Here is a 24,345-nt window from a genome sequence, read left to right as displayed (position 1 = left end):
AATACGCTGTACCAGCCAATGAGGCCGTTAACTGACACACCGCTTTCGCGAGCAAGCCCGCTCCCACATAAAGTCCGGTTCCACATTAAGCAGGTCGTGCTTGTTTAGAACGCCCAGTCGAGGCTCAACCCCACCCCGTGGACTTTTTCCTTGCTGGCCAGCAGGCCGTTGTAATCAAAGTTCACCCGCGCGTCCTTGCTCAACGCCAGGCTGACCCGCGCGCCCACCAATGCCGCATCACGCACCATCGGTGCACTTTCCACCGCAAACGCCGGACCGCCCGAAGCAAACGCCAGGTGCTGTTCGGAATCGGTGCTGCTCAGGTTGTGCTGCCAGCCCAGCGTGCCGGACACCTCGAGTTGCTGGTGGTCATTGACGTTGAAGGTCTTCAACGCACGCATGCCCAAGGTGCTCAACACCCCATCGCGGCTGTCGTCGCGACCTTTCAGCGCAGCGGCATCACCCTTCTCGGTGAAACCGTCGGTGTCCAGGTGCACGTAAGCCAGGTTGGCGAACGGCTCCAGGGCCAACGGTTGCAGGTTGACGCGGTACGCCGCCTCGCCGAACACCTGGGTGCTGCTCGCGTCCACTTTGACGGTTTGCTTGCCGGCGACGGCGCCGTATTGCAGGTCGCGCTTCACGTCGGCGCGATGCCAGCTGTAGGTCGCACCACCGCTCAGACGCCAGGCACCGATTTCATGCCCGGCGTATGCGCCGAAGTGGTAGCTGTCGACCGACGCCCGTGAATGGGTGTCGTTGCCCATGTTCAACGAAGTGTCACTGTAGCCGGCGACCAGGCCGATGCGGGTCGCTTCATCCAGCGCGCCATCCACACCGGCAAGCATGCCGCCCAGTGACGTGGTGTAGCCTGCCGTGTCGCTGCGGCTGTCAGTCTTGCCCCACGCGCCCAACGCCTTGACCCACACGTTGCCACGGCTATCGAGGGTCTGGCTGCTGGCGCCCATCTCGCCATGGCGCAGGCGCTCGCCCACGGCTTCACGCACGTACCGGCTGTCATTGATCAACGCACTTTGCAGCGCCGGGTAGATTTCGCCGGAGAGCTGTTGGAACGCACCTTGCGCCGAGGCTGCAGTCGGCGCCAGCAACAGGCTTTCATACACCGCATTGCCCGCGCCCAATTGGTCAGCTGCGGCCGCCACAGCACGCTGGTTGGGCGTCACAGCCACACTGGCGAAGCTGTTGGTGCGCGCCACGTCGAGTTGCACGCCAGTGGCGGCGTAGTTCAAGGTGCCACCGACAAACAGGTAGTTCGGCACTACTGCACCGAAACTGCCGGTGACGCCACCGGCGGCTTGCAGGATGTTGTACTGGCGACCGATCAGGCTGCCAGCCTGCGCATTGGTCAGCAGCGTCGGGCTGTTTTCCAGGGCCAGGGTCACGGTGCCGCCATTGAGCGTGGCGGTCCCCCCGGCGACGATCCGGTCGCTGCTGGTCGGCGACAACTCCACCGCGTAGGTCGACCCTGGGTCAAAGGTGACATTCCCGGCCACATTCAGCGTGCCAATGGAATTGCCCGGTGCCACGGTGCCGCCGCTTTTCGCGCTCAGCGAGCCAATGCGCCCGGAGCCGCCGAGCACACCGCGCTGGCCGACGGTCACGTCGGAGGTGACCGAGCCGTTGATCGCCAGCACGCCTTGATTGACCAGGGTCGGGCCGCTGTAGGTGTTAGCGCCGGTCAGCACCAGGGTGCCGATGCCCTGCTTGGTCAGGCCGCCATGGCCTGAAATATTGTTGCTCCACACGTCCAACCCGCAATGCACGTCCGTGCACAGGCGTTGGGTCGGTTTGCCGGCATCCACCACGGCGCCGATCCCTGGCAAATCCGCGACAAACTGCCCGCTGCCATACGCCCCGTCGATACGGAACTCAGCCGGGATATCTTCGGCGGTAATAAACATCGCTGGCCCGTTAACCGCCTTGCCCAGGTTGATCATGCCCCAGCCGTACAGCGCGTCGATGCCCGGCGCGCCGAGGTCGGTGGCGGTGGTTTTGAGCACGGTGGAGATCTGCTCGCCGCTCATGTACGGGAAGCGCTCCATCAGCACCGCCGCAGCGCCCGCCACATGGGGCGCGGCCATGGAGGTGCCGTTTTTGTTGGCCCAGTCGGTGGTGAGGTTGGCAAGGGTGGTGCCGTTGATGATCGAACTGAAAATCTTCGTGCCCGGCGCCGACACACAGAAACTCGCCGCATACCCGCAGCGCGACGAGAAGGTGCTGATCACGTACGGGTTGGGGCTGGTGGTATCCGGGTTTTGTTGCAAGGCCGCGACCGACAGCCAGTTCGGGGCAATCTCCGGCACAAAGTACGCCAGGCCCGACATTGCATCCGGGTTGTTGCGGTTGTAGTCGTTACCGGCGGCAAAGATAGTCAGCACGCCGCTGCGGGCCGCATCGATGGCGCCTTGATAAGCACCACCGGCCAGCGTGCCGAGGATCGGCCGGATGTTATTGAACTGCGCCTGCGCTTCATTGACCGTGAAATTCGGGAACGCCGGATCGCGGCCGCCCTTGGCGTATTGATCGCCAATGCCGATGCCCCAGCTGTTGTTGATGATCCGTGCGCCGCTGGCGACCAGGCCATCCCAGCCGGCCTTGTACACCGCGCCGTCGTTGCCGAGGATGATCCCGTCTTCCGGCCCCGGGTCGCCGTTTTCGGCGCTGAGAATTTGCGCATTGAACGCCACGCCATGCATTGGCCCGCCGTCACGGTTACCGGCGGCAATGCCGCCGACGTGGGTGCCGTGGTTACCCAGCTTGCCGTTGGAGTCCTGGGACGGCGTGCCGTCATAACGGAACGCATCGCCCGCCTTCACCGGAATATACGGGTCGGTGTATTGGCGGATGCCTTCGGTGACAATCGTCACCACTTTGCCGGGGCTGGCGAATTCCGGGTGCTGGGCGTACACCGGCTGGTCGAAGATCCCCAGCTTGACGCCCTTGCCGGTGTAGCCGGCGGCATACGCGGTGTCTGAATGGATGGCGCCCAGCCCCCAGTCGGCCTTGAACTCATTGCTGCGCCAGCTCGCGGCGTCGCCCAACTTACCCGTTTCCACATAGGGTGCGGCCTGGGCGGTCCCCAGGCTTGCCAGGCAGCACAGCAACGCGCCGTATGGCACGCAGCTCAAGGCCTTGAGCGGGTAGCCCGGGCCGGTGTGAGTGGCGGTAATTAACCCTGACTTGCGTTTTTTCACGGTGACCTTCCTTAGTTTTCTTATTGCCGGTATGTGAATCACTTTGCTTCAGCGCCGCAGTGCCAGTGTGGGAGCGGGCTTACTCGCGAAAGCGCTGTATCAGTCGTCGCATTCATCACTGACCCACCGTCTGCTCCCACCTGCTGACCTGCGCTGCCGTCTAGAACTGCCAGTTCAGGCTCAGCCCCACGCCCTGGGTTTTCTCGCGGCCACCCAACTGGCCGTGGTAATCCAGGTTGACCCGTGTGGCCTTGCTCAGCGCGAGGCTGGCCTGCACACCGACCAGTGCGGCATCGCGCAGCAACGGCGAACTGCGCACGGCAAATGACGGCCCGCCGGCGACAAACGCCAAGTGTTCTTCGGAATCAACCGCCGTCAGGCTGTGCTGCCAGCCCAGGGAGCCGGAAAGTTCAAGCTGCTGGTGATCATTCAGAGGCAAGGTTTTCAGCGCCCGCAGACCGAGGGTGCTGAGCACGGCATCGCGTCGATCGCTGCCACGCTCAAGCGCTGCGGCAGCGCCTTTTTCGTGGAACGCGTCACTGTCCAGGTGCACATAGGCCAGGTTGGCGAACGGCTCCAGCGCCAGCGGTTGCAGGTGAATGCGGTACGCGGCTTCGGTGAACAGCTGGGCCGTGCGCGCATCCAGCTTGGTCTTTTGCTTGCCGCTGACTTCGCCGTATTGCAACTCACGCTTCACATCGCCGCGATGCCAGCTGTAGGCACCGCCGGCGCTGACGCGCCAGTCGCCCAATTCACGCCCGGCATACGCGCCGAAGTGGTAACTGTCGATGGACGCCGACGAATGCGTGCCGCTGCCCATATTCAGCGAGCTGTCGCTGTAGCCGGCAACCACACCCACACGGGTCTGCTCGTCGAGTGCACCGTCTACACCGGCCAGCAGGCCGCCGATCGAGGTGTTGGCGCCAGCCGTTTCGCTGCGGCTGTCGGTCTTGCCCCAGGCGCCGAGCGCCTTGAGCCACAGGTTGCTTTCACCGTTCACCGGCACATGGCGCAGGCGCTCGCCGACAGCGTCGCGCAGTTGCAGGCTGTCGTTGATCAGCATCGCGCCAATCGCCGGGTAGATTTCACCGGACAGTTGCTGCAAGCCTTGGCGGGCGGTGGCGACCGAGTCCGACAACAACACGCTCTCATACACTGGGTTGCCGGCGCCGAGTTGCTCGGCGGCGGCCGCAACGTTGCGCTGGTTACGGGTGGCGGCGACGCTGGCGAATGTGGCGTTGTTGCGCCCCACGTCCAACTGCACGCCGTTGGCGGCGTAATCGAGGGTGCCGCCGAGGAACAGGTAATTCGGCAGCACTTGGCCAAACTGGCCCTGAATGCCACCCGCCGCCTGGAGGATGCTGTATTGGCGGCCGATCAGGCTTTGCACTTGGCTCTGGCTGAGCAGTGTGGGGCTGTTTTCCAGCGCCAGGGTCACGGTGCCGCCGCCGAGCACGGCTTTGCCGCCGGCGACGATACGGTCGCTGCTGGTGGGCGTGAGTTCCACGGCATAGGTGGAGCCCGCGCCCAGGTTCACATCACCGGCCACCTGCAAGGTGCCTACCGAATTGCCCGGTGCCACGGTGCCGCCGCGGTTGACGCTTAAGGCGCCGATGCGCCCGGAACCGCCAAGGGTGCCGCTGTCGTTGACGGTCACCGCTGAGGTCAATGAGCCGTTGACTGCCAGCAGGCCGCCATTGACGCTGGTCGCACCGCGATAGGTGCTGTCGCCGCTGAGTACCAGGCTGCCGGCGCCGGATTTGATCAGGCTGCCCTCGTACACGCGGTGCGCCGCGGCCTGATCACGGGCAGTGCCAACGGCGTAATCGGTCAGGTCCTGTTGGCTGGCATTTGCGCCCACGCCGTTCTGCCAACCCTTGTCGATCAGGGTTTGTTGCCAGGCGCTGTGCTCGGCGCGGTCTTCGGCCTGGCGCTGAACCAACGCTTGGTCGGCGATGCCGTTGCTCCACACATCGCCCTGCCCGGCCGCAAGGTTGACGTTCATGCTGCCAAGCAATTGCCCCGGCCCGTGCATGGCCCGGCCGAGGTCCGGCACGCCCCAGCCCACGATAGTATTCGGTGCTTGAGTGATAGAACCGTCGAGCTGGGTGGCAGTGGTCAACAGCACCTGCAACGCCTGCTCATTGGTCATGTACGGGTAGCGCTCCATCACCAGCGCCAGCGCGCCCGTGGCATGCGGTGCCGACATCGAGGTGCCGGATTTGACCCCGTATCCGCCGTCGGGAATGGTGCTGTTGATCAGCGCGCCGGGGGTGGAAATGCACCAGTATTTGGCGATCCCGCACTTGTTGTATTTCTGGTTATTCGCCTTGTCCAAACCCGACACCGCCAACCAGTGGCCTTCCAGTTCCGGCTGGAAATACGGCAACGCCGAACGCACGCTCGCGTTCGCATAACCGCTGTTACCGGCACTGAACACGTTGATAACGCCGGCCTTTGCCACATCCGCTGCGGCATCCAGCCACGTGCCCTGGTTGTAGTGCTGGGCGTAAGCCGCGTGCAGGTCACCGAGGGTTTGGTAGCTGACGTCCTTGGGCTGGCTGCCCCAGCTGTTGTTGATGGCCCGCACACCGGAATCCACCAACGCGCTGTACACCGTCTTGAAATACTTGGGGTCCGGCGTCGGGCCAAACAAGAAGCTGTCGTTGGCGTTGGTATTGCCCACATAGATTTGCGCGTTGTAGGCCACACCGTGCATGCCTGCGCCATCTCGCGCGGCACCCATGGTGCCGGTGACATGGGTGCCGTGGGAGTCGTTATTGGGGTTGAGCGCACCGGTGGTGCTGAACGGGCGGCCATCGACGTAGGTGCCTGTGGCGGTGACGGCGTGATAACGGTCTTTGGCGGCCTCGGGGTGATTGGGATCGAAGCCTGAGTCCAGCGCGCCGACCTTGACCCCGCTGCCGGTGATGCCGGCGGCATAGGCTTCATCCGCCTTCATGCGCCCCAGGCCCCAGTCGCTCTGGAATTCGGCGGAGCGCCAACTGGCAGGGTTACCGGCTTGGCCGGTCTCGGTATACGCCGCCTGTGCCGCAACGGACAACAGGAGCAAAGAGCCTGCAGTAAACGGTTTGAAACGCGGTGAATCGGTGATCATCTAAATCATCCTTATTGTTTTTATAAGTGCTCATTTCACAGGGCCGAAGGCCTCATCGACTTTCGCAAGGTCGGTGTCGCGCAAGTTGCCCGCGTAGTAGTGCAATTTGGTCCAGGCCATCAGGTAGTCATACCGGGCCTGGGCCAGGTCGCGACGGGTGCTGTACAACTGCTGCTCGGCGTTCAACGCGTCGAGGTTGACCCGCTCGCCGCCGAGGATGCTTTGCTTGGTCGACACCACCAGCGCCTCGGCCGACGCCAGGGCTTTTTGATAGGCGCGCAACTTGCTCACCCCCGACAGGCAGGCGCTGAACTGGCGACGCAGCTCAATCAGGGTTTCGCGGGTTTTGCCTTCCAGCTCGTACTCAGCCTGCTCCATGCTGCGACTGGCCTGACGGGTGGAGGCCGAGACGGCACCACCGGCATACAGCGGCAGGCTCACTTCGACGCCGATGGTGTTGGTGTCGTAGCGCTGGTTGTAGGTGTTGCCGCTGTCGGACTCCTGCTGGCGTGTACTGGCAAACGCGGTGATCTTCGGCAGATGCCCGGCGCGGTTGCGCTCCACTTCATAGCGCGCGACTTCGACGGCCTGACGCTGGGAGGCCAGCGTGGGGTTATTGCTGATCGCCAGCTCATGCCAGGTGTCGTAGTTGGCCGGGGTCAACGTGAAGGCGGCAAAGCTTTGGTTCAGCGGCGCCAGGTCATTGATGTTGACGCTCTGCACGCCGATCAACGCGCCCAACTCGCGTAACGACGCGTCTTGTTCATCCAGCGCCTGGATTTCTTCGGCGGTGGCCAGCTCGTAACGGGATTCGGCTTCGAGGATATCGGTGCGGGTGCCCTCGCCCTGCTGGAACAGGTGCCGGTTCTGCTGGAACTGCTGCTCGAAGGCCTTCTTTTTGGCGCGGGCAATGTCGATCTGGTCCTGGGCAAACAGCGCCTGGGTGTAATAGCTCAGCACCCGCACCAGCAGCGCCTGGCTCTTGTCGCGAAAGCTTTCATCGGCAAACAGCGCCTGGGCCACACCCTTGCGATAGTTGGCATAGGCTTCGTAGTCAAACAGCGGCTGCTGCAAGCTGAGCGTCGAGCCATAGCTGTCGTAGTTGCGGTTGTCGTGGTAATTACCGCCGCGCCCGTCGGGCAAGGTGGCTTTGGAGTTGTTGCGGCCCTTGTTGTAGTTGTACGAGAGCCTGGGCAGCAGCCCGGCGCGGCCGATGGTGCGGTTTTCCAGGCCGGCGTCGCGCTCCTTGATGGCCCCCAGAAACACCGGGTCGTTACGCAGGGCCTGCTCGTAGACATCAAACGGGCCCATGGCGGCCTGGGCACTGGTGCAGCTCAATAGCAAGGCGAGGAACACAGGCTTCATGCTCATTCCTCAGTCAACGCAGAGCCGGCGCGATCGAGCAGCGGCTTGAACAGGTAATTCAGTAACGAGCGCTCACCCGTGCGCACGAACATCTCGGCGGGCATGCCCGGCTTGATCACCAGGCCATGCAACTTCGCCAGCGCCACCTCGCTCACGGTGGTGCGCAGCACGTAATACGGCGCGCCGGTTTTTTCATCGAGCATCTGGTCGGCGGAGATCAGGCTGACTTCCCCCGGCACGCGCGGCGTGCGGCTCTGGTTGAAGGCGGTGAAGAGGATATCGACCGGCAAGTGCGTGCCGACTTTGTCCACCAGGTGCACCGGCAAATGCCCTTCGACTTCCAGGCGCGTGCCTTGCGGCACGATTTCCAGCAGGGTCTCGCCCGCCCGCACCACGGCACCTTCGGTGTGCACGCCAAGGTTGACCGCAATGCCATCGGCCGGCGCGTTGATTTCGCTGTGTTGCAGGTTGAAGCCCGCTGAGGTGAGCTGCTGCTCAAGGGTCAGGCTGCGCAGTTGCGCATCGGCCAGTTGGCTGCGGACTTCCTTTTGATATTCCTCGCTGTGCTGCTGCAACTTCAGGCGTGACTCCAGGATGCCCTGCTCTACACGCCCGCTTTCGCCGGTGTTCTGCGCCAGGTCTTGCTGCACCTGGGACAGTTGGCGCTGGTATTCCATAAGCCGGTTACGCGGGATGTAGCCGTTGTCGGCCAACGGTTGCAGGTTGCTCAGTTGGTCACGCAGCGATTGCGCCTGGGCGGTCAGGTCGCTGCGGGCCCGACGCATGCCGCTCAACTGTGAGGTGGCGCCGTCAATGTTCGCGCGGATACCGGCTTGTTCGCGGGCAAACGCTTCGCGGCGGCTGCTGAACAGTTGGCGCTGGCCTTCCAGAACGAGCGCCAACGCTGGATCAGGGTTGGCGCTCAACTCGGCAGGAAAGGTAATGCTGGAGCGGTTGTCGCGTTCACTCTGCCAGCGCGCCACACTGGCCCAGGCCATGCGGTACTGGGCTTGCAGGGATTGCACGTCGGCCTGATTCTGGGTCTGGTCGAGGCGAAACAGCGGCTGGCCCTGCTTGACCAGCTCACCCTCCTTCACCAGGATCCGGCTGACCACGCCGGGGCTGAAGGTTTGCACCGCCTTGCGCTTGCCCGACACCACCACCGTGCCTTGCACCGGAATGCCCTGGTCCAGCGGGGCCAGGCTGGCCCAGAGGAAAAAACCACCGGCGCCGACCAGGGTCAGCAACCAGCCCATACGGACAAAGAAACCGGCGTCACGCTGTTCAAAACGGGGTTCAACAATAAGGCTGCTCATGCGCCTGGATTCCTTCCGGCTTGGTACTGACGGCTGAGGCTCACGCCGGCCTTTTCTCGCGGTGCTTCCTGCTGGCCCGACAAGGCGCGCAGCACTTCCTGGCTCGGCCCGAACGCCTGCAGGCGCCCTTCGTTGAGCACCAGCAACTTGTCGGCCTGGGCCAGCGCCGAGGAACGGTGCGTCACCAGCACCACGCTGCTGCCCTGGGCTTTCATCTGCACGATGGCGCTGGCCAATGCCGCTTCGCCGACGGTGTCGAGGTTGGAGTTGGGTTCATCCAGCACGATCAAGCGCGGGCCGCCATACAGCGCACGCGCCAGCGCCACGCGTTGTTTCTGGCCACCGGAGAGGCCGCCGCCGTTGTCGCCAAGCACGGTGTCGTAGCCTTGGGGCAGGCGCAGGATCAGTTCATGGACACCGGCTTGTTGCGCGGCCTTGACCACGCGTTCAGGGTCGGCATCGCGAAAGCGCGCGATGTTGTCGGCGATGCTGCCGCTGAACAGTTCGATGTCCTGGGGCAAGTAACCGATATGTGGGCCGAGGTCGTCGCGGTCCCAGCGATGAATATCCGCGCCGTCCAGGCGCACAGTGCCCGCCAGGGTTGGCCACACGCCGACCAGCACACGGGCCAGGGTGGATTTGCCCGAACCGGACGCGCCGAGCACGCCGAGCACTTCGCCCGCACCGAGGCTGAAGCTGACTTGATGCAAGGTCGCCAGGCGCCGCCCCGGCGGGCCTGCGCTGACGTGTTCGAAACTGACATGGCCCTTGGGCGCCGGCAACGCCATCTGCGCGCCTTCCGGTGGAAATTCGCGCAGCAACTCGTCGAGGCGCTGGTAGGCCAATTTGGCCGAACTCCACTGCTTCCACACCGCAATCAACTGGTCGATGGGGCTGAGCACACGGCCCATGAGGATCGAGCCGGCAATCATCATCCCGGCGGTCATCTCGCCCTTGATCACCAAAAATGCGCCCAGCCCCAGCACCAATGATTGCAGGCACAAACGCAGGGATTTGCTCAGCGAAGTGATCACCGAGCCGGTATCGCTGGCGGTGTTCTGATAGCCGAGAAATTGCGAATGCACGGCAAACCAGCGTTTGCGCAACGCACCGAGCATGCCCATGGCCTGGATCGTTTCGGCGTTGTGCAAATGGCTGGTCGCCAACTGCGTGGACTGCTGGGAGAACACACCCGCCTCGCCCAACGGTTTTTTGGTCAGGTATTCATTCAGGCACGCCAACGCGATCAGCAGCACCGCGCCCGCAGTGGCCAACACGCCGAGCCACACGTTGAACAGGAAAATCACGAACAGGTAGATGGGAAACCACGGCGCATCGAAAAACGCGAACAACGCCGGCCCCGTGATGAATTGGCGGATGACCGTCAAATCGCCCAGTGATTGCCCGGCATGCCCCTGGCCCCGTTGCAGGTTGCGTTCAAACGCAGCCTTGTAGACGCGCAAGTTGAATCGCCGCTCCAACTGGCTGCCGATACGAATCACGATAAAACTGCGCACGACTTCCAGGGTGCCGATAAACGCGAAGAAGCCCACGACCATCAGCGTCAACATCACCAGGGTGGTTTCATTCTGGGAGGACAGCACTCGGTCATACACTTGCAGCATGTAAATCGACGGCACCAGCATCAACAGGTTAATCAACGCCGTGAAGCAGCCAATGCTGATCAAAATACGCTTGTATTCACCCAACGCCCTGAATAAGGGCGCAACCGAATGGGACTTCGCCATATCTTCTTATCTTCCGTGAGCGAATGACGCGCAATAGTTACCCAACCCCTGAATAAGGGCGGCCAACTATAAAAATCGAGTTATAAGTTTATAACTAAGGTATTCGTTGCAGTACAACTTCCCCACCTGAAGGGGTGCGCCCTTTATATTCGCCTTCTTTCTGGCGGTTCAAATGGGTAATGCCCGTGCCTTCGGCATTCATCAGCCAGATCCCGTCCGGGGTGGGCGTCCAGGTCAGGGGTTTCTCGCCCAGCCATTCGGTGACACACGTGACATCACCGGCCAGGGCATTGGCCTGCTCCAGCAAGTCCAGCGCGCACACCCGATCCTGCTGGTGCAGCTGCCAACGGCCGGCCAATTGCGCGGTGGTGGGTAAAACAAGACTGCTCGCCATTGCGTGGGCTCCTGCCGAAACGAACAACACCTGTGAAGCACAGGCAATCAAATGAGAAAAACGCGGCATCTTTCGCTCCATCCTAGAGCGCGGCGCCGAAGCGCCGCGCGCTTTACATCACGCTACGATGTCGCTGACAGCGGCCTGGCCAACGGTGGTGACGAGGAAATCCGCCACGCCGTGCCCGGAGAAGTCCACGGCCAAGGTGCCCAGGTTGGTGCCCGAGGCATAACTCAGCACTGCGTCGCCGGCATGCCCGGAGAACGCGTTGACGAAGGTCAAGCCTGCACCTTTGGTGATACCGGACAGGTCGATCTTGTCCGAACCCGAGGTGAAGTCAAAGATCTTGTCGGCAGCGCCCGGCTTGGAATCGGAACTGGCACCGTACACGAAGGTGTCGTTGCCGGCGCCGCCCCACAGTTGGTCCGCACCGCCACCGCCGTAGATGATGTCGTTGCCGGCACCGCCCTTGATGACGTTGGCTGCGTTGTTACCAATGATCAGGTCGTTGCCGGCACCACCGAACGCGTTCTCGACGGTAACGCCCTTGGCGATGGACACGTTGCCCACCAGGCCGCCAACGTCGGAGAACGAGGTCTCATTGAGGTTGATCTTCTGGTTCTGGGTAAAGCCCGAGAAATCCAGGGTGTCGTTGCCGCCACCGTCCCATACCGAAAACACCAGCTTGTCGGCATTGGATTTGGCGCTGTAGAAATCACGCCCGGTGTTGGAGTTGAAACCGTAGGTGGTGTCGCCGGCGCGGGTGCTGTAGTTGGCACCGTAGAGCTTCTGGATCGCGGCAATGTCGTCGATCAGCGGGCCCGAAGCATAAGCTTCGACGCCGCCTTTACTGAAGTTCTGGTTGGTGTTGCTCTCGCTCCAGTAACTCATGACGCTGTAGCCACGCGTGTCCTGTCCATAGGTCGCGTCGTTGTAGGTCGGGTTGCCATTCCCGGCGTTGTAGTCGCCAGGGTGAGCCAGGCCCAGGGTGTGGCCGATTTCGTGGGTCAGGGTCTGCCGGCCATAGTTGTTCAAGTCCGGCGTCTTGTTCGGCGTGTAGCTGTTGTTGGTCAGGTACCACGAAGTGCCGTCGTAGCCTGCGCCGGTGCCGGGCAGGTAAGCGAAGGCGGCTGCGCCGTCCTGGCCACCGCTGTAGTTGCCGAAGGTCATGTGTGCGTCACCGCCCGAGGCCTTTTCGGTAAAGGTCACGTTGGCAACATCCGACCAGGATTGCATGGCCAGCGCGGCCTGTGCTTTCTGCTGGGTGTTGAACTGGCTGAACCCGGAGATGCCATGTTTGTTCATGGTGGCCGAGGAAGCCGAGGTGAGGAAGGTGTAGGTCAGATCAATCTTGCCGTTGCCATCAAAATCCCGATACGCGGCGCCATCACGCAGCAGCTGGGTGGCTGCCTGGTCCACGGAATAGGACGGTTTGCCATTGACCGTGAGGTTGCCGCCACGGTCGTATAAATGGCTAAAGCTATCGATTTGCGAGTAAGCGGTGCTGGCTTGCGCGGCAGAAACAATAGCTTTGTCTTTTACTTTTGACATAAACGTACTTCCTTGTTTGCAAGTGCATCAGTCTTGGGTCGATAGGAACCTCGCGGGCGAGATCGTCCTATCACTCGCCTCTTTTGAAGGCGTATCGAAACTGACACAACTTGAAATCTTTCGTCTACAAATATTTCTGAACTGAAAATGTGACGTAGATTCAACTTAAAGAAGTCGCGCGTAGCATTTATTGGGCGGCATTGCTGTTGGCAGGCAAATCGCCAGCCACTGTTATTTAAATATTAAATAGACCGAGCGCCGCGCTAGTTGCGCGGCGCACTTGAAATATGGATCCAATATATTGTCACGGTGTCATTGGCGACATTAAAGAGCCATTACTTAGACTATTTAATTAACGCTGTCCCCGATTACCGGGACATGCCCCAACCCGACTTGCCTAATGCCGCCAATAACATCTCGCCCGCCAACCCAGGCACCTGGACGCCGTCATCGGTGGTCATGTCCTCGCCGGCCAGCATGGCGTTGATGATCGCCTCCTCCACCGCCTCGGCCGCAGCGCTGAACAACGGCGAAATATGGTCGTTATTGACCATGCGCAACACGGTGCTCAGCGGCAGGTCCTTGCGCGCGTAATCCGCCGGTGGTAGCGCGTGATTACCGGTGGCGAACGCCAGGAACAGGTCGCCACTGGAATCCTCGGTGCCGCCGCCGGTACGGGCTATGCCGATGGCGGCGCGCTGCGCCAGGCGCTTGCATTGATGAGGCAGCAGCGGTGCGTCAGTGGCGATAATCACCACAATGGAGCCCATGCCCGGCGTGCCCCGTTCGGCGAACGGTGAAGCAATGCCCATCAACTGGCGGCCCACCGGGTAGCCATCCACCCGCAGCTCCTGGCGTTTGCCGTGGTTGGCCTGCACCAATACCCCCACGGTCCAGCCGCCCTGCGCTTCAGGCAAACGGCGGGACGCCGTACCGATGCCGCCCTTGAACTCGTGGCAGATCATGCCGGTGCCGCCACCCACTGCGCCCTCCTGCACCGGGCCACTCTCGGCAGTGTCCAGCGCCTGGCGCACGTGCTCGGGTTTGACGTGCTGGCCCCAGATATCGTTGAGCAGGCCATCGTAGGTTTCCATCACGACCGGCATGCACCAGTACACCGCCGGGTCCGCCAGGCGCTCGCGCTCCAGGGCGATCAGGGTGTCACGCACGATGCCGATGCTATGGGTGTTGGTGATGGCCATTGGCGTGGTCAACAACCCGGCCTCGCTGATCCACTCAAGGCCGGTGGCGTCACCGTTGCCGTTGAGCACGTGGTAGCCGGCAAAACACGGCTGGTGCCTGGCCTCGCCGGCGCGCGGCTGGATCACGGTGACCCCAGTGCGCACCTGCTTGCCGTCGATACGGGTGTTGAGCGTACTGTGGCCGACCCGGACGCCAGGAACATCGGTGATCGCATTCAATTCGCCAGGCGTGCCCAGCCCCAACGTAATGCCCAATTGACGTGCACGCATACCCACTCCTTACAATTTCTGATACGCCGGACTCGACCGGCCACTGATGCAATACAAAATCACCGACACGGCCAGCAAGCCGATGATAATCATGATGTCGCGCACGGACGCCGCCGCGATCAGGGTCACCAGCAGGTAACCGGCGCCCAGCACCGCCAGCAATGCCGGCAGTGGCCAGAACGGCATGCGATAAGGATGCTCGCGATCGCGCAGCAGCACCCGGCTCATCAGCGCGCTCAACGCCACCACCAGGTACACCAGCATGATCAGCAATACACTGAAGGACGTCAGGTCGGCCAGGTTCGAGCTGAAACTCAACAGCGCCGAAGGCAGCGCCAGGAACAACGTCGCCAGCCACGGTGAATCCCAGCGCGGGTGAATGCGCGTGAACAGCGCGTTGATGCGCGGCGTCCACAGGGCATCACGGCCGCTGCTGAACACCACTCGACCAATCTGGATCACAATCGCGACGATCGCGTTGAACACCGACAGGAAGATCCCGGCGCTGACCAAGCGTGACAGGGTTTCATTGCCGTGGCTGGTCAGCAGATAGCCAATCGGGTCGGGGCTGCTGATCATCGCACTCAGCGACGGCGCGCCGATCAACAGCGCGGTGATCGGCACCAGCTCGATCACCACCACCAGGCCCAGCGACCATAGCACCGCCTTGTGCACGCCTTTGCCACCGCATTTCATGTCTTCGGCCAGCAATACCGCAGGACCATACCCATTGAACGAGAACAGGCCGATGCCCACGGCGCCAATCACCAGTGCCCAGGGCGCCAGGTGCAGTACGCCATTTTCGACGATCTGCGGCTGGAACAGCACGCTGGCCGGCTGCACCGGGTTGCCAAAGCCGATACACACGATGACCAGCAACGCCGCCACTTCCAACAGCAGGCAGGTGCCGGTAATCCAGGCATTGAGCTTGATATTGAGGATGCCCAGCGCGTAGCTGCACACCACGATGACCAGGGCGACGGTTTGCGAGTCGAACTGTGTGCCCAGCGCGTTATTCAGGTACGTCGCCGCACCGGTGGCCAACACCGGCGGGATAAACAACAGCATCACCAGCACCGTCAGAAACGTCGCGTAACCGGCCATGCCGCCAAACACGCGCTTGGCATACACATATTCACCACCGGCACTGTTATGGGCGCGACCGAGTTCGGCGTAACAGAAGGCGAACATCAGCGCGAGCAAGGCCGCCATTACAAACGCCAGGAACACACCACTGCCCGCTTGCTGGATGGCAAACGGTGCAATCACGAAGACGGAGCTGGCCGGCGTGACCGCCGAAACCGTAATGGCCACCACATCGAAAACACTCAGCGTTGGCTTGAGCACGCCGTCTGGCGCGGGGGAAGCACTCATGTCGTTATCCTCTGTCGTTGTTTTTGGTAGGAGGCAGAAACGAAAAGTCGGGCTTTTGCGGGATATGTTTCTCGCTGGACAGCGGCAAAACTAAACGTTGTGTTTATGCCAGCCAATTCCCCTATTGGCGTACTCCCCTTGACGGTACTCGTTAAAAGCCGAACCCTTGGCCGATCTTTTGCTGGCGGGAGCCTGATCCATGAGCCTGTTCAGAGAGGTCGGCATGCACGCCGGGCTGGGCCGTACCGTCGCACACCTCGGCACCGAGCGGTTCTGGAAGCAGCTGGTGCTGTTGCTGCACCAATGCCTGCCGTTCGATAACGCCCTGGCGATTTTCTATCCGCTGGAGGGCCCGCCCCAGGCCTTGGAGGAGTACGACGCCCAGCCCAGCAGCAAACCGGCGTCGATGCTGGTGTACCTCAACGGCTTGTATTTGCTCGACCCGTTTTACCAGGCCTGTCGCGAGGGCTACGCCAGCGGCGTGTACCGCCTGGAGGAAGTCGCGCCGGACCATTTTCGCCAGAGTGAGTATTTCCTCAGCTACTTCCACGACAACGTGCTGGAAGACGAGGTGCAGGTCATCCTGCAACTGCCGGGCGCCGGCACCTTGTCAATGTCGCTGGGCATGCAGCGCCGGTTCACGTTTGAGGAGACTGGGCTGCTGACTACATTGGCGGCGTGGCTGCTGCCGTTGATGCAGCAGCATTGGCAGCAAAGCACCCAGCGGGCGCCGGCCATGGACAGCCAGATCAGGGATGCGCTGAGTCACTTCGGCAGCGGCGTGCTGTCGGAGCGTGAATTGGAAGTCGCGCGCCTGGTGCTGCGCGGGTTCTCGTCCAAGGCCATGGCCGAGCGCCTGAAGATCTCGCCGGACACCGTGAAGGTGCACCGGCGGCATCTGTACGCGAAGCTGGATATTTCGTCACAGCCGGAGCTGTTTTCGTTGTTTATCCAGTCGCTGGGGCATGACCTGGACAATCCCTGATTAATCGGCAAGCGTTGAGCGACCGTTTATGGCGCGCGGGCATTATTCAGCGGCCGGTACGAATGGTGTTCCACACCCGCGTACGCACCCGGTCAATGTTCAGCGGCATGGCCTCCAGCGCGAACAACTTGCCCATCATCTCCGGGCTCGGGTACACCTTGGTGTCGGCTTTGATCGCCGGGTCTACCAGGCTGTCAGCCGCCGCGTTGCCGTTGGCGTAGTGCACGTAGTTGGTGATGCTGGCCATGACTTCCGGGCGCAGCAGGTAGTTCATGAACGCATAGCCGGCCTTTTCATCCGGTGCGTCGGCAGGCATGGCGACCATGTCGAACCAGATCGCGGCGCCTTCCTTGGGAATGTTGTAGCCGATCTTCACGCCGTTCTTGGCTTCCTTGGCGCGGCTTTCGGCCTGCAGGATGTCGCCGGAGAAACCGACGGCTACGCAGATGTCGCCATTGGCCAGGTCAGCGGTGTATTTCGAGGAATGGAAGTACGCCACGTATGGCCGTACTTTCATCAGCAAATCTTCAGCCTTTTTGTAGTCCTCGGCCTTTTTGCTGTGGTGCGGCAAGCCCAGGTAGTTCAACGCCGCAGGCAGCAGTTCCGGGCCATTGTCGAGGATCGCCACGCCGCATTTTTGCAGCTTGGCCATGTTTTCCGGCTTGAAGATCAGGTCCCAGGAATCCACTGGCGCGTTGTCACCGAGTACCGCCTTGACCTTGTCGATGTTGTAGCCAATGCCAGTGCTGCCCCACAGGTATGGGAAGCCATGGGCATTGCCCGGGTCGTTGTTTTGCAGGGCCTTGAGCAGCACCGGGTTGAGGTTTTTCCAGTTGGGCAACTGAGTTTTGTCGAGCTTTTTCAGAGCCCCGCCCTGGATCTGCCGCGCCATGAAATGGTTGGACGGGAACACCACGTCGTAGCCGGATTTGCCGGTCATCAACTTACCGTCGAGGGTTTCGTTGCTGTCGTACACGTCGTAGGTGAAACCGATGCCGGTTTCTTTCTGGAAGTTTTTGGTGGTGTCCGGCGCGATGTAGTCCGACCAGTTGTAGATCTTCACGGTCTCGGCGGCCTGGCTGATAGTGGCCACCAACATCAAGGGCAACAGGGCAATGGCTTTCATGGTTCGATTTCCTGGCGGTTTTAGGGCTGTTTTTATGGCAGGCGATCAAGGATCAAAGCGTTACAGAATCAATACGTAGGTCTTGCGCACGGTTTCCTGGATATCCCAGATTCCGGTGCTGTTGGCCGGCAACATCAGTGCATCGCCGGCTTGTAGGTGGACGACTGCACCGTTGTCGGGGGTGAACGTGCAGCGACCCTGAATAAAGTGGCAAAACTCCTGGGCTTTGATTTGTCGGCGCCAGCGGCCCGGGGTGCATGCCCAGATGCCGGTTTCGACGCCGTCGCTACGTTCCACGCTCAAGGTCGAGGCCACGGCGATGGGCTCGCCCAAAGGCACGGCCACGGGTGATGAGTCCGGCAGGTGGGCGTTCAGCGCGTCTTTGAATTGAGTGATGCTCATGGGTCTTCTCGTTGTGAGTGAAACGTCTTAGTGCATGAAGCTTTCCATGAACCCGGCCACGCCAGTCGCCAGCTTGCGGCGCCACGGGGCGGTAGTCGGGTCGGCCAACACCTGGTCTTCATGGACAAAGCTGCGAATGATCGCGTTGTAACCCAGCCAGCGGCAGGGCTCGGGCTCCCAGGCTTTGAGCGCGTCCAGGCCGCGCTCGCGGATCACCCAGGGCTGCGTGGTCAAGGCGGTGTCGAGGCCGAGAATCAGATCGGCCAGGGTGCGGCCGCCGAGGTTGGTGGCGCCTACGCCCTCCCCGCCATACCCGCCGGACAGCGCGATACCGGTCTTGTGGTCGCACAGCATGTGCGGCCGGAAGTGACGCGACATGCCGAGGTTGCCGCCCCAGGAGTGGGTAATCTTTACGTTCTTAAGCTGTGGGAAGAGTTCGCCAAACAGGTAACGACGCAGCGCCACTTCGCTGTCGGTCAGGTCGAAGTTGTGGCGCAACTTACCGGCGAACTGGTAGCCGCCACGGGCGCCGAATACCAGGCGGTTATCGGCTGAACGCTGGCCGTAGGTGACCTGGCGGCTACTCTCGCCGAACGCCTGGCCATGGCTCAAGCCGATTTCATCCCAGGTGCTGGCGGGCAGCGGCTCGGTGGCGACAATCAAGCTTTGTACCGGCAACTGATAGCGCCCCAACGGCGGCAAGGTGGTGGCGTACCCCTCAACCGCCGGCACCACCCACGCTGCGCGCACGCTGGCATTCGCGGTGCGCAGGCTACCGGACTGCCATTGGGTGACCGGGCTGTTTTCGTAGATCTTGACACCCATGCCCTCCACCACCTTCGCCAGGCCGCGCACTAGCTTGGCGGGGTTGATGGTCGCGACATGGGGCGCGTAGATCCCGCCGTAGGGCTTGGCGATGCGGATCTGTTCGGCCAACTGCTGCGGGCTCAACCAGCGATAGTCGGCTTCGGTCAGGCCTTGGGCATACAGCGTGTCGAGGTAACGCCGCAGGCTGCCTTCTTGCTCGGGGTAACGCGCGGCGCAGTACAGAGCGCCGCCCTTGCGGTAGTCGCAGTCGATGCCTTCGCGGGCCAGCACCTGGGCCACTTCATCGGGAATGCCGTGCAGCAGGTCAAATGAAGCACGCCGCTCTGGCGGTGAAAGCCCGGCCAGCAGGCGGTCTTCACCCAGCAAGTTGCCCATCAGCCAGCCGCCGTTGCGGCCCGAAGCACCAAAGCCTGCGGTCTGCGCTTCGATAATCGCGATGTTCAACTCAGGCGCCTGGCGTTTCAGGTAATAGGCGGTCCACAGGCCGGTGTAGCCGGCGCCGATGATGGCCACATTGACGTCCAGGTCGTGCTCAAGCGACGGCCGCGCATGCAGCGGGTCGTCCAACTGGTCCATCCATAAACTGATAGTGCGCCATGCCGGCATGCCAAATTCCCCAACCTCGTTTCGATAGGCTGGATCCTAGAGCGCGCTGTTACTAACTGTCTTGCGTGCGTGCACGCAGGGAAATGTGTTTGACGTAGGCTTTGGGCGATTGGCCGGTGTGCTGGCGAAATGCACTGTAGAACGCCGACAGCGAATTGAAACCGGCAGCGAATGCCAGGTCATCGACTTTAATCGGCGGCACGGCGGTGTCCAGCGCGGCCAGCAAATACTGGAGCCGGGCCTGGTTGACGTAGCGGTAGAAGCTCTGCCCCAGCACCTGATTCAACAGGTAAGAAATCTGATTGCGGCTGTAGCCACATTCCTTGGCCACCCGCTGCAAATCCAGTTCCGGGTCCAGGTAGGGTTGCCTGAGGTCGAAATAGTGCTGCAGGTCATTGGCCATATGCCCCAACTGCTGGGGTGACAGGCCCAGGCGGCTGACGGTTGGGCGCAGGGCCTGGGTGGGCTGCTCGTGGACCAGCGACGCATACTCATTGACCCGCCAGATCAGCCCATCGCGCACGGTGATGGCTTCGCTGGTGCGAAACGACACCAGGCCCTGCCCGCCGCGCAAGGTGATGCGGTACTGGATAAAGGCAGTGTCGCCGTCGGCGCGGATACGGTCGGTGTGTTCAATCGCCTCATCGGCGCCGCGAGGCATGCTGGCTTGCAGGTAATCACGCAACTCGGCGTAACCGACGACGCGGTTCTGGAAGAAGTCGTGGTACTGGATGTCGGGGTGGTAGTAGGCCATGACGCCATCGAGGTCACGATTTCGCCAACACAAATGGTGGCGCAAGACCAGCTCGCCGGTGGCTTGAGTGTTTTGGCAAGCATCGTCGGGGGCGATGTCGGGCATGTCAGGCTCGGTAAGGGATAAACCACTGAGATTGCCGAATTTTAACCGGCCCGACAATGGCCAAACAGCCGTTCTCAGTAGTGGCCTTTTGCCTGGGCTGTGGCAGGACATGACCCACATCAACCTAATGGACGAGAACCGCCCAACGGGCGCAAAAAACTCACCGTCGGGGTGCGAACGGATGCTATTTTTAAGGTCGTCAATGCCATGACCAGTGACGGTCCTGGCCCCCTGCCGCGAGCTAAAGGAAGCGCTCAATGAACAAGGTGGGCAACATGAACAAAGTGACGTTCCCCAACGCCTGCCAGCTGATGCGCTGGCATTTTCATCCAATGGGCTTTGAGGGGAGCATGGACGCCCCTGGCAGTATGGTTGCCCGCCTGTTCGACCGTGGCACCGGCGAGACATTGATTGCGATTGCCGGCATCCCCTGCGCGACGGTGATGAACGCCGCCGATGTAGAGCGAATCATCGAGGCGGTAGAGGATGAACTGGAGAGTTTCGTGCCACCGCTGTCCTTGCGGGCTTGAACTCACCGATCAAACACAATGCACCCGCCTGTGGGAGTGGGCTTGCCGACGCCCACAGGCGCACTGCGTGGCGCTACTGATTACGCTGATCGTCAAAAAACGCTTTTTTGCCGTCGACTCGCTCTGACGCCCTGGGCACATTCACGCCCTGGCCTTCCGGCTTCTCCACATACCAATAGCAATGGCTCACCGCGCGGGTAATCCCGACATAGGCCAGACGCAGCACTTCGTCTTTTTGTGCGGTGTCATACGGTTCGCTGTCACCCTCATTGCCCAGGCCGGCCATGCGGTACACCTGGTTCTTATACGGCGAACTCGTCACGTGCTGGCAATCCCCAAGCAGGAATACCGCGTCCGCTTGCAGGCCTTTGGCGCTGTGATAGGTCAGCTGCTTCAACCGGCGCGCGTGTGGCGGCAAACTAGAATCCACATTAACTACAGACTGAATATGTTCTTGAATCAGTAACTTATCGCTACTTTTTCGATAAAGCATTAACACGGATTGGCCGTTTTGATAGTGCTCCAGCAACCGGCGGCCCAATGCCGCGTCGTCCCGCTCCTGCACGGTGACCGCCACCGGCACCTTGGGTTCGCCGCTGGCTTTGGCCTTCTTGCCGGGGATCGCCGGAGCGGCCCGCACGATATGCTCGGCAGCGTCGATGATGTGCTGATGGCTGCGGTAATTCTCACTGAGCATCACGCGGGTGGTGCTTGGCGACGGGAATTCCGTGTTGAACGCCATAAAGTACTTGGGCGAGCTACCGCGCCAACCATAGATCGACTGCCAGTCATCGCCCACGCACAGCAAGGAAGAGCGTTGCGCGCCACGCCCTACGTGCATCGCCGGGCCACGGCTACGGATCTCGCGCAGGCTGGCCCGCAGCCACGAGACGATCTGCGGTGAGACGTCCTGAAACTCGTCGATCATCAGGTGCGACATCGGCCGCAGCAGCGGGTCGCTGAGCAACTTGAGGTTTTCCGGGGTGTTTTCGCCGAACAGCGAGAACATCCGGTTGTAGGTCATGATCGGCGGCGATTGATCGAGCAGGTGATCTTCCAGGGCCTTCCAGAAAATACTCAGGGCTTCAAAGAAGAAGCGGTCCGGGTCATCCTTGGCGAAGCTCATTTGGCCAACCGCCGTCGGTACGTCCAGCCCGAGGTTCTCGATAAACCCGGCGGCCATGACAAAACTGTCCAACAGCGGCGCCGAGGACAGCTCACCTTTCACCTTGTAATCAAAACCGGGTCCGGCGGCGGCGTCACCGGCCAAGCTGCTTAAAAGGCGCTTTGAAGATTCGTAACTATCCAACCATATCAGAGGCTTGCGACAGAAAGCTTGAAACAAGGTGCGCTTTACCGCCCACTCCGCGCGCACCGATAGCTTCGCGTTTGGCCGACTGATCTGGGGGTTTTCCCGCGAATCGAAGCCCAGCACGACCCAGGCATCCAGCTCCGCGATATAGCCGTGGCAATGGAAGTGCGCGCCATTGATTTCAAACGTCTGCCGGCTGGGTTCGATGCCCTTGATCGGCCAGGCGCCGGCGCGAAACCACAGGTCCTCGATCACATCGCAGAGTTCTTCATCGCGCTTGGCGGCCAGTTCGGTCACGGCCACCCGCTTCTGGACGTCCGGGTGGTCGCGCTCCAGTTCCTTGAGTTGCAGGCCGTGACGCGCTAATGGCGCAATCAGCTCGCGGAAGCGCGCGTGGCGGCCATGCAGCCGGTGATAGCAGGCATTCATCTGTTGGCGCTGGGCGTCGCTGATGCGCAGGTCGAACGGATTGCTGTCGGCGTCCTCGACGCCGCTGCTGAGGTTTTCGAAGGCTTGCAGCCGCTCAAACCCCGGCAGGCTACGGACCATCGGCAAAATGCGCGAGTGAAAGGTGCGCACCACCGCCTGAGCGTCTTTAAAGCCAAGAGGTTGGCCCCACAATTGGAGAATTTCGATTAACTTGTTGATGAAGTCCTTGCGCGACTCGCGGGTGAACGTCACCACGGTCATCGAGCTCAGCTCAAAGCCCAAGTAATGGGTCAGCAACAGGATCCGCAGCACCAGCGAGGTGGACTTGCCGGCACCCGCGCCAGCAATCACTGAGGTTGACGGTGTGTCGCTGAAGATCATCTTCCACTGCGCCGCACTTGGCTGTGCATGGGCCGGCAGCAAGCGCGCCACATCAGCCTTCATGCGCTTCTTTACCTCGGCGCTGAGTGGCAGGCGCCAGTCGTCGAACAAACTGTCATCCACGCCAGGGGCGCGGTGCTCCTCAGGGCGAAAGTCGCGGATCAGCAACACCTGCCGACCTTCCTCGATGCCGTCGGCCTTGCCCTCGCGATAACCGTACTCGACGCCCGCCTCATGCCCACTGCGGAAGCCATCGGCCTGGCCGTGCAGCCACGAAAACCGATGCTGCGCACGCAGGCGCGTGAGGCCATGGCCAAACAAACGCGCGGCAAGGCGCTTGAGCAAGGGCATTTCGTTTAACGGGCGCAGTTCGGGGGGCAGATCAGGCGTTTGTTGCGGCACGCGGACTCCAGCGATGAGGTTGGTTTTGGCGGAGCCGCCATGGTGGCCGGAATCGGCGCTCAGTTCCAGCCAATTGCTTTGACGTCATGCAGTTAGGCGACGAAGTAAAAGTTAAAACCCCAGCAATCAATCGATTCAACTGATAGGAATCAGGCATTTTTTACGCTTTTTATCGATCTTGCACTGCAGGATGATGAGCCCATCAACAGGAGACGATCATGCTTGAACTTCGACCTTTCAATTCCCTGGGCGGCGCGCACCATGGCTGGCTCGACGCCCATCATCACTTTTCATTTGCCGAATACCACGACCCCGAGCGCATGCACTGGGGCAACCTGCGGGTGTGGAACGACGACATCATCGCGCCGGGCACCGGCTTTGCGCAGCACCCGCACCGCGACATGGAAATCATCACCTATGTGCGTGAAGGCGCCATCAGCCATGCCGACAACCTGGGCAACAAGGGCCGCACCGAGGCGGGCGACGTACAGGTAATGAGTGCCGGCACCGGGATTGCCCACAGCGAATACAACCTGGAAGCCACCCCGAGCAAGATTTTTCAGATCTGGATTATCCCGAATGAAGCCGGCCTGCCGCCCTCCTGGGGTGCCAAGCCATTCCCGAAAGGTGATCGCGAGGGGTTTGTGACATTGGCCAGCGGCAAAGCCGGTGACAGCGAAAGCCTGCGCATTCGTGCCGATGCACGCCTGGTGGCGGCCAACCTGAAAGCGGGTGAAAGTGCCGAGTATCGGCTCGACAGCGGCCGTCGGGCGTATCTGGTGCCGGCGACGGGGGTGATTGAAGTCAATGGCTTACGGGCGCAAGCGCGCGACGGTGTGGCGATTGCGGATGAGCAGGTGTTGCGGGTGACGGCGCTGGAAGACAGTGAAATCGTGCTGGTCGACCTGGCCTGACGTGACGCGTTGCTTCAACCG

17 protein-coding genes are annotated in these 24,345 nt (G+C 61.6%); 3 read left to right on the top strand and 14 right to left on the bottom strand.

Going from position 1 to position 24,345, the window contains the following annotated elements; genetic code table 11:
- Positions 1-104: 104 nt before the first annotated feature.
- The 9 genes from CPH89_RS24640 to CPH89_RS24600 all read right to left on the bottom strand — a co-directional run bounded on the left by CPH89_RS24640 (position 105) and on the right by CPH89_RS24600 (position 15,550).
- A complete protein-coding gene (locus CPH89_RS24640; protein WP_053256165.1) occupies positions 105-3,212 on the bottom strand; it encodes an autotransporter outer membrane beta-barrel domain-containing protein in 3,108 nt (1,035 codons plus the stop codon).
- A gap of 160 nt (positions 3,213-3,372) precedes the next feature.
- Complete coding sequence (gene eprS, locus CPH89_RS24635) at positions 3,373-6,330, bottom strand: autotransporter serine peptidase EprS (RefSeq protein ID WP_053256166.1); 2,958 nt, start codon at positions 6,328-6,330, stop codon at positions 3,373-3,375.
- 30 nt (positions 6,331-6,360) lie between these two features.
- Positions 6,361-7,695, bottom strand: a complete 1,335-nt coding sequence (locus tag CPH89_RS24630) for a TolC family outer membrane protein (protein ID WP_053256167.1) — start codon at positions 7,693-7,695, stop codon at positions 6,361-6,363.
- Between the two features lie 2 nt (positions 7,696-7,697).
- Complete coding sequence (locus CPH89_RS24625) at positions 7,698-9,011, bottom strand: HlyD family type I secretion periplasmic adaptor subunit (protein WP_053256168.1); 1,314 nt, start codon at positions 9,009-9,011, stop codon at positions 7,698-7,700.
- On the bottom strand, positions 9,008-10,759 hold the full coding sequence (locus CPH89_RS24620) for a type I secretion system permease/ATPase (protein ID WP_053256169.1): 1,752 nt from the start codon (positions 10,757-10,759) through the stop codon (positions 9,008-9,010). The genes CPH89_RS24625 and CPH89_RS24620 overlap by 4 nt, the downstream gene beginning before the upstream one ends.
- 94 nt (positions 10,760-10,853) lie before the next feature.
- Positions 10,854-11,222 (bottom strand): protease inhibitor Inh/omp19 family protein, encoded by a 369-nt coding sequence (locus CPH89_RS24615; protein WP_053256170.1) that lies wholly within the window; start codon positions 11,220-11,222, stop codon positions 10,854-10,856.
- Between the two features lie 48 nt (positions 11,223-11,270).
- On the bottom strand, positions 11,271-12,704 hold the full coding sequence (locus tag CPH89_RS24610) for a serralysin family metalloprotease (RefSeq protein WP_053256171.1): 1,434 nt from the start codon (positions 12,702-12,704) through the stop codon (positions 11,271-11,273).
- A 368-nt stretch (positions 12,705-13,072) separates the two neighbouring features.
- On the bottom strand, positions 13,073-14,176 hold the full coding sequence (locus CPH89_RS24605; protein WP_053256172.1) for a DmpA family aminopeptidase: 1,104 nt from the start codon (positions 14,174-14,176) through the stop codon (positions 13,073-13,075).
- 9 nt (positions 14,177-14,185) lie between these two features.
- On the bottom strand, positions 14,186-15,550 hold the full coding sequence (locus CPH89_RS24600; RefSeq protein ID WP_053256173.1) for an APC family permease: 1,365 nt from the start codon (positions 15,548-15,550) through the stop codon (positions 14,186-14,188).
- Positions 15,551-15,749: 199 nt separating this feature from the next.
- Between CPH89_RS24600 and CPH89_RS24595 the strand changes: the two genes are divergently transcribed.
- Positions 15,750-16,535 (top strand): helix-turn-helix transcriptional regulator, encoded by a 786-nt coding sequence (locus CPH89_RS24595; RefSeq protein ID WP_053256174.1) that lies wholly within the window; start codon positions 15,750-15,752, stop codon positions 16,533-16,535.
- A gap of 46 nt (positions 16,536-16,581) precedes the next feature.
- On the opposite strand, the gene CPH89_RS24590 is transcribed toward CPH89_RS24595, so the two are convergent.
- Genes CPH89_RS24590 through CPH89_RS24575 form a run of 4 tightly spaced genes read right to left on the bottom strand, consistent with a single transcriptional unit; the run spans position 16,582 to position 20,356 of the window.
- Positions 16,582-17,661 (bottom strand): polyamine ABC transporter substrate-binding protein, encoded by a 1,080-nt coding sequence (locus CPH89_RS24590; protein WP_053256175.1) that lies wholly within the window; start codon positions 17,659-17,661, stop codon positions 16,582-16,584.
- Positions 17,662-17,721: 60 nt separating this feature from the next.
- Positions 17,722-18,063 (bottom strand): cupin domain-containing protein, encoded by a 342-nt coding sequence (locus CPH89_RS24585; protein ID WP_053256176.1) that lies wholly within the window; start codon positions 18,061-18,063, stop codon positions 17,722-17,724.
- 27 nt (positions 18,064-18,090) lie between these two features.
- Positions 18,091-19,497, bottom strand: coding sequence for an NAD(P)/FAD-dependent oxidoreductase (locus tag CPH89_RS24580; RefSeq protein WP_053256177.1), 1,407 nt, complete (start codon positions 19,495-19,497; stop codon positions 18,091-18,093).
- A gap of 52 nt (positions 19,498-19,549) precedes the next feature.
- The gene (locus CPH89_RS24575; RefSeq protein WP_053256178.1) at positions 19,550-20,356 is read right to left on the bottom strand and encodes a helix-turn-helix transcriptional regulator; all 807 of its coding nucleotides are present in this window, start codon (positions 20,354-20,356) and stop codon (positions 19,550-19,552) included.
- Positions 20,357-20,613: 257 nt separating this feature from the next.
- Between CPH89_RS24575 and CPH89_RS24570 the strand changes: the two genes are divergently transcribed.
- Positions 20,614-20,886, top strand: a complete 273-nt coding sequence (locus CPH89_RS24570) for a DUF1652 domain-containing protein (protein WP_053256179.1) — start codon at positions 20,614-20,616, stop codon at positions 20,884-20,886.
- A gap of 73 nt (positions 20,887-20,959) precedes the next feature.
- Here CPH89_RS24570 and CPH89_RS24565 read toward each other — a convergent pair whose 3' ends face one another.
- The gene (locus CPH89_RS24565; RefSeq protein ID WP_053256180.1) at positions 20,960-23,410 is read right to left on the bottom strand and encodes a UvrD-helicase domain-containing protein; all 2,451 of its coding nucleotides are present in this window, start codon (positions 23,408-23,410) and stop codon (positions 20,960-20,962) included.
- A gap of 218 nt (positions 23,411-23,628) precedes the next feature.
- Here CPH89_RS24565 and CPH89_RS24560 point away from each other — a divergent pair, with 218 nt between their 5' ends.
- Positions 23,629-24,324, top strand: coding sequence for a pirin family protein (locus CPH89_RS24560; RefSeq protein WP_053256181.1), 696 nt, complete (start codon positions 23,629-23,631; stop codon positions 24,322-24,324).
- Positions 24,325-24,345: the final 21 nt, after the last annotated feature.

The sequence above is a fragment of the Pseudomonas fluorescens genome (assembly GCF_900215245.1).
Classification (GTDB): domain Bacteria; phylum Pseudomonadota; class Gammaproteobacteria; order Pseudomonadales; family Pseudomonadaceae; genus Aquipseudomonas; species Aquipseudomonas fluorescens.
Note: the sequence above shows the minus strand (reverse complement) of the source record. Positions and strands in the feature narration are given on the sequence as shown.